The organism is Blautia sp. HCP3S3_D9 (genome assembly GCF_052063845.1).
Classification (GTDB): Bacteria; Bacillota; Clostridia; order Lachnospirales; family Lachnospiraceae; genus Blautia_A.
On record NZ_JBQHWS010000111.1, the window covers coordinates 1 to 11,456 of the forward strand.

The 11,456-nt window shown below is 42.8% G+C and carries 7 protein-coding genes; 6 read left to right on the plus strand and 1 reads right to left on the minus strand.

The genetic code is table 11. From position 1 onward, the window contains the following. Nucleotide 1: 1 nt before the first annotated feature. The 5 genes from ACTNES_RS16180 to ACTNES_RS16200 all read left to right on the plus strand — a co-directional run bounded on the left by ACTNES_RS16180 (nucleotide 2) and on the right by ACTNES_RS16200 (nucleotide 5,480). Entirely contained in the window at nucleotides 2-1,507 is a 1,506-nt protein-coding gene (locus tag ACTNES_RS16180) for a sensor histidine kinase (RefSeq protein ID WP_441040103.1), read from the plus strand. A 206-nt stretch (nucleotides 1,508-1,713) separates the two neighbouring features. Further along, nucleotides 1,714-2,352, plus strand: a complete 639-nt coding sequence (hisH, locus tag ACTNES_RS16185) for an imidazole glycerol phosphate synthase subunit HisH (RefSeq protein ID WP_216459012.1) — start codon at nucleotides 1,714-1,716, stop codon at nucleotides 2,350-2,352. A 1-nt stretch (nucleotide 2,353) separates the two neighbouring features. Further along, complete coding sequence (gene hisF / locus ACTNES_RS16190) at nucleotides 2,354-3,112, plus strand: imidazole glycerol phosphate synthase subunit HisF (RefSeq protein WP_216459011.1); 759 nt, start codon at nucleotides 2,354-2,356, stop codon at nucleotides 3,110-3,112. Between the two features lie 20 nt (nucleotides 3,113-3,132). Continuing rightward, nucleotides 3,133-3,807, plus strand: coding sequence for a uracil-DNA glycosylase (gene ung / locus ACTNES_RS16195; RefSeq protein WP_216459010.1), 675 nt, complete (start codon nucleotides 3,133-3,135; stop codon nucleotides 3,805-3,807). A gap of 44 nt (nucleotides 3,808-3,851) precedes the next feature. After that, nucleotides 3,852-5,480 carry a putative polysaccharide biosynthesis protein gene (locus ACTNES_RS16200; protein ID WP_441040104.1) on the plus strand — a complete coding sequence of 543 codons (1,629 nt, stop codon included), beginning with the start codon at nucleotides 3,852-3,854 and terminating at the stop codon, nucleotides 5,478-5,480. A gap of 238 nt (nucleotides 5,481-5,718) precedes the next feature. On the opposite strand, the gene ACTNES_RS16205 is transcribed toward ACTNES_RS16200, so the two are convergent. Then, nucleotides 5,719-9,960, minus strand: a complete 4,242-nt coding sequence (locus ACTNES_RS16205) for a 2-hydroxyacyl-CoA dehydratase (RefSeq protein ID WP_291817513.1) — start codon at nucleotides 9,958-9,960, stop codon at nucleotides 5,719-5,721. Between the two features lie 239 nt (nucleotides 9,961-10,199). Between ACTNES_RS16205 and tgt the strand changes: the two genes are divergently transcribed. Beyond that, on the plus strand, nucleotides 10,200-11,354 hold the full coding sequence (gene tgt, locus ACTNES_RS16210) for a tRNA guanosine(34) transglycosylase Tgt (RefSeq protein ID WP_441040105.1): 1,155 nt from the start codon (nucleotides 10,200-10,202) through the stop codon (nucleotides 11,352-11,354). Nucleotides 11,355-11,456: the final 102 nt, after the last annotated feature.

Below are 11,456 nucleotides of genomic sequence, written 5' to 3' on the forward strand. Positions count from 1 at the left end.
ACTGAAACATCAGATATCGCTATTATTTATGGGACTTTTGCTTCTTTCTATTTTCAGTATTACGCTGATCAATGGACTGTTTCTGGAGAAATACTATGTGTCAAAAAAAGTAGAAGTACTTCAGGAAGCAAAAGAACTCCTTTCACAGATGAATCTGGATGATATTCTGGAATATGATACAGATTCAGATGAAGATTCAAGTGATGCTTCAGAAGAAATACCGGACGAGGTTGAACGAAGCAGTTCCAGAAATAACTTGACCTGGATTATTGTAAATGAAGAGAATAGTGGTTACTACTATTGGGGCGAGAACAATATGTCCAAAATGCTCCGAAGCAAACTGTTTGGATACATTAATGATCTGGATCAGGATATGGAACGAAGCCATGTTCTTAAGAAGACAGATAACTGTATGATGTGGCAGGTTCATGACCGTTTTGCGGGAATGGAGTATGTAGAATGCTGGGGACAGTTTGATAATGGATATTATTTTCTGATCCGTTCTCCGCTGGAAAGTATTAAAGAGAGCGCTGCGATTTCAAACAGTTTTTATTTTATAGTAGGAGCGATCATTGTAGTGATCAGTGGCCTGGTTATATTGGTGGTAACTAATCGTATCACACGTCCTATCAGCGAATTGACAAAGCTTTCTGAAAGAATGTCTGATCTGGATTTTGATGCCAGATATCAGAGCTGGGCAGGAAATGAAATAGATGTGCTTGGTGATAATTTCAATAAGATGTCCAGAAAACTGGAGAGCACGATTTCTGAGTTGAAATCAGCTAACAATAAACTGCAGAAAGATATTGAAGATAAGATCAAGATTGATGAGATGAGAAAAGAGTTCCTGGATAATGTGTCCCATGAGTTGAAAACTCCGATCGCATTGATCCAGGGATATGCGGAAGGTCTGAATGAAAATATTTCAGATGATCCGGAGAGCAGAGCGTTTTACTGTGAAGTTATTATGGATGAAGCATCCAAGATGAATAAACTTGTCAAGAATCTGCTGACATTGAATCAGTTAGAATCAGGAAAGGATGCTCCGGTAATGGAGCGATTTGATATTGTATCTCTGATCCGGGGAGTGCTTGGATCTATGAATATTATGATCGAGCAGAAAGAAGCTACAGTGATCTTCGAGGAAACGGAGCCTGTATATGTATGGGCAGATGAATTCAAGATAGAAGAGGTTGTAACTAACTATACAAGTAATGCACTGAATCATCTGGATGGAGAACACAAAATAGAAATAAAAGTACTTCGTGAAAGTGATTGTGTGAAAGTAACTGTATTCAATACAGGAACACCGATTTCGGAAGAAGATCTGCCAAATCTTTGGAATAAGTTTTATAAAGTGGATAAAGCACGTACAAGGGAGTACGGAGGAAGTGGTATCGGGCTTTCGATTGTCAAAGCGATCATAGAAGGCATGAACCAGAAATATGGTGTGTGCAATTATGACAATGGTGTAGAGTTCTGGTTTACGCTGGACTGCAGACAGTAACAGATCTACAAAGAAAAATTTTAAACATAAAAAACAGACAGAAGCAAAGAAAGCACTTTGCAACTGTCTGTTTTTGGGTTATACTGTTGTATAGTAATCCAATAAAATAGTTGTTCTATTGTTACTGAGAATGGAGTGAACAGTAACATTTTATTTGATTGCACCGCTATAATGAGGAAAATGGATAATGACATCAGGAGGATAACATGATAGCAATACTTGATTATGACGCTGGAAATATCAAAAGTGTGGAAAAAGCACTTCATTATCTTGGAGAAGAAACGGTGGTATCCCGTGATCCACAAATCCTGTTAAACGCAGATAAGGTAATTCTGCCGGGCGTAGGAAGTTTCGGACAGGCTATGGATAACCTTCATACATACGGACTTGTACCGGTGATTCATGAAATTGTTGAGAAAAAAACACCATTCCTGGGAATCTGCCTTGGACTTCAGCTCCTTTTTGAAAGTAGTGAGGAGACACCAGGGGTTGCGGGTCTGGGAATTCTGAAAGGTAAGATTGTCAAGATTCCGCCTGCGCAGGGACTTAAGATTCCTCATATGGGATGGAATTCTCTGCATCTTCAGAATAATGGCCGGCTGTTCCAGGGGATTCCGGAACAGACTTATGTATATTTTGTTCATTCTTATTATCTTCAGGCAGAAGATCCTGAGATCGTAAAAGCGACCACAGAATACAGCACCTGTATTCATGCTTCTGTAGAGAAAGATAATGTATTTGCATGCCAGTTCCATCCGGAGAAGAGCAGTAAATGGGGCCTGAAGATTCTTGAGAACTTTGCAGCTATCGGAAAAGATGAAAACAATGAAAAGGAGGGAAGATAAAATGTTTACAAAGAGAATTATTCCCTGCCTTGACGTAAATAACGGCCGTGTGGTAAAAGGTGTAAATTTTGTCCAGCTTCGCGATGCCGGTGATCCGGTGGAAATTGCGAAAGCCTATGATGCAGCCGGTGCGGATGAATTGGTATTTCTTGATATCACAGCATCCTGTGAACAGAGGGATACAGTTGTAGATATGGTAAGACGTGTGGCTGCCAATGTATTTATCCCGTTTACAGTTGGTGGTGGAATCCGTACAGTGGATGATTTCAAGAGACTGTTAAGAGAGGGTGCAGATAAGATTTCAGTAAATTCTGCAGCTATTGACAGACCGGAGCTTATCAGCGAAGCTGCTGATAAATTCGGAAGCCAGTGTGTAGTAGTTGCCATTGATGCAAAGAGAAGAGAAGACGGCGGCTGGAACATTTATAAACATGGTGGAAGACTGGACACAGGAATTGATGCCATAGAATGGGCAAAGAAAGTGGAAACTCTCGGTGCAGGTGAGATTCTTCTTACCAGTATGGACTGTGACGGTACGAAAGCAGGATATGATCTGGCTCTTACCAGAGCAATTGCAGATGCAGTATCCATTCCGGTGATCGCATCTGGCGGTGCGGGTACACTGGAGCATTTTTATGATGCACTTACAGAAGGAGGAGCAGATGCTGCATTAGCTGCGTCTTTGTTCCATTATAAAGAACTGGAGATTTCCCAGGTTAAGGATTATCTGGCAGATAAGGGAATCTCTGTGAGAAAATAGAAAAGAGGGAAAGAACTGTTATGTCAGCGATTACGGGCGACTGGTTAGAAGCATTGAAGGGAGAATTTCGCCAGCCATATTATGCAAAGCTTTACAAGACAGTAATGTCAGAATATCAGACGAAAAAAATTTTCCCGCCTGCAGATGATTTATTCAATGCATTTCATTTTACACCGCTTCATGAGGTGAAAGTTGTGATCCTTGGGCAGGATCCATATCATAATGACGGACAGGCTCATGGTCTGTGTTTCTCTGTAAAGAGAGGGGTGGAAACACCGCCGTCATTGGTAAACATTTATCAGGAACTTCATGATGACTGTGGATGCTATATTCCAAATAACGGTTATCTGGAGAAATGGGCAAAGCAGGGGGTGCTTCTTCTGAATACTGTTTTGACTGTACGTGCCCATCAGGCGAATTCACATCGTGGGATTGGCTGGGAGCAGTTTACAGATGCTGCGATCCAGGTTCTGAATGAGCAGGACCGTCCGATGGTATTTCTGCTCTGGGGACGTCCGGCACAGATGAAGAAATCTATGCTGAACAATCCGAAGCATCTGATCCTGGAAGCACCTCATCCAAGCCCTCTGTCTGCTTACAGAGGTTTCTTCGGATGTAAGCATTTCAGCAAAACAAATGAATTTCTGATTGCCAACGGTCTGGAACCGATCGACTGGCAGATAGAAAATATATAAGAAAAGAGGTAATGTGTAGTCAAAAAAGGACTCACAGCAACAACATGAATCAGAAAAATAATCTAGTGAAAAATGCGTCCTTTCTGATGATTGCAGCGATGATCTCCAAGATGATCGGACTTCTGTATAAGAGTCCACTTTCCAATATTATCGGAAGCCTTGGAATGGGATATACAAGCCTTGCGCAGAATGCATATATGATCCTTCTTATGATCGCATCATTCAGTATTCCGCAGGCAGTGTCAAAGCTGATTTCTGAGCGTATTGCTCTGAAAGATTACAGAAATGCGCATAAGTTTTTCAAGGGTGCCATGATCTATGCCATGGTAGTCGGAGGTGCGGTAGCACTGTTTTGCCTCTTTGGAGCGGGGCTGATCATTCCGAAGAACCAGAAGGATGCGATCCTTGCACTTCAGATCCTTGCGCCGACAATCTTCCTGTCTGGTATTCTGGGTGTGTTCAGGGGATATTTTCAGGCATACAGAAACATGATGCCGACTTCTATTTCCCAGATCCTGGAACAGGTATTTAATGCGGCAGTCAGTTTGATCGCGGCATGGGGATTTATCAATGTTTTTGCAGATGGTTCGGAGAACAGTGTTGCGAAATGGGGAGCTGCTGGTTCTACAGTAGGAACCGGAGCCGGCGTAGTAGCTGCATTGATCTTTATGCTTCTTGTTTATGGCGTGAACCGCGGTAAGATCATGCATCGTGTGAACAGAGATCACAGACATCAGGAAGAGTCTTATAAAGAGATATTCCGTGTTATTGTGCTTGTAGTTTCGCCGATCATCCTCAGCGCATTTGTTTATAATGTCAACGCTTATATCAATGGATATCTTTTTTCTGATATCCTTGGCAAAAGAGGTGGAGATGCTGCGCAGATCGGTATTCTTTATGCGGAGTATGCAACTTACTTCATGACTATTATTAATATTCCGCTGACATTGTCCAGTACAGCGCCGACTTCGATGATCCCTGAGGTGTCTGCATTGTATGCAACAGGTGATATTGAAGCAACCAGAGCCTGTATTGACCAGACTGTGCAGCTGTCCATGGTGGTTTCTGCACCATGTGCAATGGGACTTGCAGTACTCGCACAGCCGATTGTGTTCCTGCTTTATGGAAATTCCACAGGACTTGCAGCCAATCTTCTGATACTTGGTTCATTCTCCATTCTGCTGAATGGAATGTCAAATATTTCCAATGGTGTTCTGCAGGCGATCGGGCAGCAGAGAATTCCTGTGATTACAGCAGCGATCGCGCTGATTGTAGATATTATTGTGGTTGTAATATTACTGTTTACTACAAATCTTGGAGTTTATGCATTGCTGATTGCGATGGTGATCTATTCTGTCGTTGTATGTGTGTTGAACGACCTGGCAATGAAGAAATATCTGCAGTATAAGAATCCGTGGAAACAGGGTTATCTGTATCCGATCCTTGCTTCCATTCCTATGGGAATTGTTGCAGGATGCATCTGCTATGGACTGAACATCTTTGTGAAATCCAACTTCATCTGTCTGATCGTATCTATTCCAATCGCAGCAGTTGTTTATCTGTTTGCTTACCTGATTATCAGTAAGCCGTCAGAATCAGAACTGAGAAGAATTCCGGGTGGAAGCTATCTTGTAAGAATTGCGGAAAAACTTCCATTTTGGCAGAATATATAAAGAACAAAAGATGAAAAATAAGAATTAGAAAATGAAAGAGCTATATTTCAGAATCCAGTTAAATTTTCAAAATGGATGGTGAAAATATAGCTTTTTTATTTGGGGTATCAGGTCAAAATGGAGATTTGGTATATGTAGTTATTTTTATATAATGTACAGTAAAATCCCGGTTATCTGTCAAATGGACAGAGAGCCGGGATTTTTAGAATTAGAAACAGTATTGATTTTCAGGCACTGTTTAAGCGTCTTTTTCCTGCGCTTTCTTCAGGTTCTTCTGTGCTGTGGAGAGCATCAGTTTGATTCGGTTCAGCTGGTTAACTTCACTTGCACCCGGGTCATAGTCGATGGCTACAATATTAGCTGTCGGATATTCACGGCGGATTTCTTTAATAACACCCTTACCTACAATATGATTCGGCAGACATCCAAATGGCTGGATACAAACGATGTTTGGAACATCTCCGTGGATCAGCTCCATCATCTCGCCTGTCAGGAACCATCCCTCACCTGTCTGGTTTCCGGTGGAAACGATCGGAGATGCCATTCTTGCAAGATCTCTAATATCAGCAGGCGGTGCGAAATGGCGGCTCTGTGCAAGAGCTTCGCTTGCAGGTTTTCTTACCCATTCAATTGCCTTATTTCCCCAGTTTGCGATAGTAGCTTTGGACTTCTTAAAGCCGAGATTCTCTACTTTGAAGTTCTGGTTGTAGAAACAGTAGCACATGAAGTCAATCAGATCCGGTACAACTGCCTCAGCACCCTCAGATTCCAGAAGTTCAGCCAGATGATTATTTGCAGCAGGCAGGAATTTGACGAGGATCTCACCTACGATACCGACACGAGGTTTCTTCACATCACTGATCGGGATGGTGTCAAATTCATGAACCATTTCGCGGCACATTTTCTTAAACTGGCTGTGGCTGACACTGCTTCCGCTTAAGAAGGAGATGACACGCTGTTCCCAGATTTTGTGCTTTCTGTTTACGATTCCTTCTTCCAGTTCATAAGGGCGCATACGATATACGCATTTCATCAGGATATCTCCAAATACAGCACCGTAAGCGACTTTTTTCACCAGTGGAAGAGTAAGCTTAAATCCAGGGTTGCTTTCCAGACCACTTAAGTTGATGGAGATAACCGGAATCTGCTCCATACCGGCTTTCTTCAATGCACGGCGGATAAATGCGATATAGTTGGAAGCACGGCATCCGCCACCTGTCTGAGACATGACAACGGCTGTCTTATTCAGGTCATACTTGCCGGAAAGCAGAGCATCCATGATCTGTCCGACTACGATCAGAGATGGATAGCATGCATCATTATTTACATATTTCAGACCAACATCCACTGCATGTTTGTTATCGTTTGGAAGTACTTCCAGGTTGTATCCGCAGGAATTAAATGCTGCCTGCAGGAGGCTGAAATGGAACGGTGACATCTGTGGGCAGAGAATGGTGTAGTCCTTTCTCATTTCCTTTGTAAAGGATACTTTATCAATGGAAGCAGGTTTGATATTACGCTTCTGTCCCTGTTCTTTCTTTGCACGGATCGCTGCGATCAGGGAACGGATACGGATTCTTGCTGCACCAAGATTGTTTACCTCGTCAATCTTTAAGCAGGTATAGATTTTATCACTTCCGTCAAGAATCTCATAAACCTCATCGGTGGTAACTGCATCCAGACCACATCCGAAAGAGTTCAGCTGGATCAGATCCAGATCATCACGGGTTTTTACGTAGTTTGCAGCTACATACAATCTGGAGTGGTACATCCACTGGTCATTAACACGGATCGGACGTTCTACAGGTGCCAGATGGGAAATAGAATCTTCAGTCAGTACAGCGATTCCATAGCTGTTGATCAGATCCGGGATACCATGATGGATTTCCGGATCGATATGGTATGGACGACCTGCAAGGACAATTCCGTGGCGGCCTGTCTCTTCCAGATATTTCAGGGTTTCTTCGCCTTTTTTCTGCACATCACGGCGTGCAGCTGCCATTTCTTCCCATCCTTTGTGTGCGGCAGCTTTGACTTCCTCTGCCGGGATATCCTTGAATTCTTCTACCAGACGTTTGGTCAGGATTTCCTCGGAAGTAAATGCAAGGAATGGATTGCGGAAAGTAATGGACGGATCATTTAATTCATCTACGTTATTCTTGATATTCTCTGCATAAGAGGTAACGATCGGGCAGTTATAGTGGTTGACTGCATCCGGGAATTCATTTCTCTCATATGGGATACAAGGGTAGAAAATAAATTTCACGCCATTGCGGATCAACCAGGTTACATGACCATGTGCAAGCTTCGCCGGATAACATTCGGACTCACTTGGGATGGACTCGATACCCAGCTCGTAAATCTTTCTGGTGGAAGTAGGGGAAAGTACAACCTCATACTTCAGTTCTGTAAAGAATGTATACCAGAAAGGATAATTCTCAAACATATTCAGAACACGCGGGATACCTACTTTGCCTCTGGACGCTTTGTCAGCAGTAAGAGGAGTGTAGGAGAAAATACGTTTATATTTGTATTCATAAAGGTTCGGAATATGGTCTTTGTTCTTTTCTTTGCCAATACCACGCTCACAGCGGTTACCGCTTACATACTGGCGGCCGCCGGAGAATTTGTTGATAGTTAGACGGCAGTTGTTGGTACATCCGCGGCAGTTTGCCATAGAAGTTGTGTATTTCAGTTCATTGATCTTATCAATGGAGAGCATAGTAGTTTCTGCACCCTCCTGATGACGTTCGCGTGCGATCAGCGCAGCACCGAAAGCTCCCATAATTCCGGCAATATCCGGACGGATGGCTTCGCAGTTGGCAATCTTTTCAAAGCTTCGCAGAACTGCATCATTGTAGAAAGTACCACCCTGTACAACGATGTGCTTACCAAGTTCAGAAGCATCAGAAACCTTGATAACTTTGTACAGTGCATTCTTGATAACAGAGTAAGCAAGACCTGCGGAAATATCGGAAACCTCAGCGCCTTCTTTCTGTGCCTGTTTCACCTTAGAATTCATAAATACAGTACATCTGGTACCCAGATCGATCGGATGCTGGGCAAAAATTGCAGCTTTGGCGAAATCCTGTACTGTGTAATTCAGAGACTTGGCAAATGTTTCGATAAAAGAACCGCATCCTGAAGAACATGCTTCGTTCAGCTGTACACTGTCAACGGTTTTGTTACGGATCTTGATACATTTCATATCCTGGCCGCCGATATCAAGGATACAGTCTACTTCCGGGTCAAAGAATGCTGCTGCGTAGTAATGGGAAACGGTCTCAACCTCTCCCTCATCCAGGATCAGAGCAGCTTTGATCAGAGCCTCGCCGTAACCTGTAGAACAGGAATAAGCGATCTTTGCATCCTTTGGAAGCAGTTCGTAGATCTCTTTAATAGAACGGATGGTGGTCTTTAACGGATTTCCATTGTTGCTGCTGTAGAAAGAGTAGAGAAGTGTTCCATCTTCACCTACCAGAGCAGTTTTGGTTGTTGTGGAACCTGCATCAATACCAAGATAGCAGTTTCCTTTGTATGTAGCGAGATCTCCTGTTTTTACCTTGTAGGAACTCTGGCGTTTGGCGAATGCATCGTATTCTTCCTGAGAAGCGAAGAGTGGTTCCATACGTTCTACTTCGAAATCCAGCTTAATAGAATTATGAAGTCTGTCTTTCATCTCTGTGAGAGAGATGGAATTGTCTTCTTTAGCATTTAATGCAGAACCAATGGCTGCGAACAGATGAGAGTTCTCCGGGATAATGGTATGTTCTTCGTCCAGCTTCAGTGTGCGGATGAATGACTCTCTCAGCTCAGACAGGAAGTGAAGCGGACCACCCAGAAATGCAACATGTCCACGGATCGGTTTTCCACAGGCAAGACCGGAGATGGTCTGATTTACAACTGCCTGGAAAATAGAAGCTGATAAGTCCGGCTTAGTTGCACCGTCATTGATCAGCGGCTGGATATCTGTTTTTGCAAAAACACCGCAGCGGGCTGCAATTGGGTAAAGTGCTTTGTAATCTTTGGCGTATTCATTCAGACCTGTAGCATCTGTCTGAAGAAGAGAAGCCATCTGGTCGATGAAAGAACCGGTACCGCCTGCACAGATACCATTCATACGCTGTTCTACGTTTCCGTTTTCGAAATAAATGATCTTGGCATCCTCACCGCCAAGTTCGATGGCAACGTCTGTCTTTGGGGCAAGTTTCTGCAGGGATGTGGAAACTGCGATAACTTCCTGGGTAAAAGGAACGCCCAGATGGTTGGCAAGAGTCAGACCGCCGGAACCTGTGATCACAGGATGGAGAGTCATTTCACCATACTGGTCAAAAGCTTCCTGAAGAAGGTCTGCAAGGGTTTCCTGAATGTTCGCAAAATGACGCTTGTAATCTGCGAAAATGAGATTTTCATTCTCATCTAAGATCGCAATCTTTACAGTAGTGGAACCGATATCGATTCCCAGTGTTTTGTAATTCATAAAGTAATTTCAAGCCTCCTCGTATTGTATATATAAGACATCAAATCTTTCCTGTTCTTTCCTATTAAATATCTGTTGACAGATATGGGATATTCCGTAACATTATACGCTAAAGGTCAAGAAAAGACAATATGAAAGTTTACCAATGATTCGCTTCTTTCTTGTTGAAATTTCGGCTATTTCAGGATATAATAAAATTTACTCCGAAAACGAATTATAAATGAAAAGAGGAAAGATAAATGGCAGAATACAAACTTCTGAAAACAGAGGGACGTGCAAAGCGTGCAGAATTTCATACCGTACATGGCACGATCCAGACTCCTGTTTTTATGAACGTAGGAACGATCGGCGCCATCAAGGGTGCAGTATCTACCATGGACTTACAGCAGATCGGAACACAGGTACAGTTATCCAATACTTACCATCTCCATGTACGTCCGGGTGACAAAATCGTGAAGCAGTTAGGCGGTCTTCACAAATTTATGGTATGGGACAAGCCAATCCTTACAGATTCAGGCGGATTCCAGGTATTTTCCCTTGCCAAGTTAAGAAAGATCAAAGAAGAGGGAGTTTATTTTAATTCCCATATTGATGGTCACAAGATTTTCATGGGACCGGAAGAGAGTATGCAGATCCAGTCAAATCTTGGTTCTACCATTGCCATGGCATTTGATGAGTGTCCGAGCAGTGTGGCAGACAGAGACTATGTACAGAAATCCGTAGACAGAACCACACGCTGGCTTGCCCGCTGTAAAGCAGAGATGGCAAGACTAAACAGCCTGCCGGATACGATTAATAAAGAACAGCTTCTTTTTGGTATCAATCAGGGTGCTGTTTATGAAGATATCCGTATTGAGCATGCAAAAGCAATCTCAGAGATGGATCTAGATGGTTATGCAGTCGGCGGTCTGGCAGTTGGAGAAACTCATGAAGAGATGTACCGGATCCTGGACGAAGTCGTACCGTATCTTCCACAGAATAAGCCTACTTACCTGATGGGTGTAGGAACACCTGCCAATATTCTGGAGGGTGTTGAGCGTGGAATAGATTTCTTTGACTGTGTATATCCAAGCCGTAACGGCCGTCATGGACATGTATATACAAATCATGGAAAAATGAACTTATTCAATGCAAAATATGAATTGGACACACGCCCGATCGAAGAGGGATGTCAGTGTCCTGTATGCCAGCATTACAGCAGGGCCTATATCCGTCACCTTTTGAAAGCAAAAGAGATGCTGGGAATGCGTCTCTGCGTGCTCCATAATCTGTATTTCTATAATCATATGATGGAAGAAATCCGTGATGCTATTGACGCAGGAAACTTTGCAGAATATAAGAAAATGCGTCTGGAGGGTTTTGAAGAAGGCAAGATTAATTCTAAGAGATCATAATTGGGCTATATAAAATAATTATTAAATATGCTGAAAACTCTTGAAGTAAAGGAGCTTTTTGTGTATGATATACAATGACACTTTGATCAGAGAGTTCTGTAC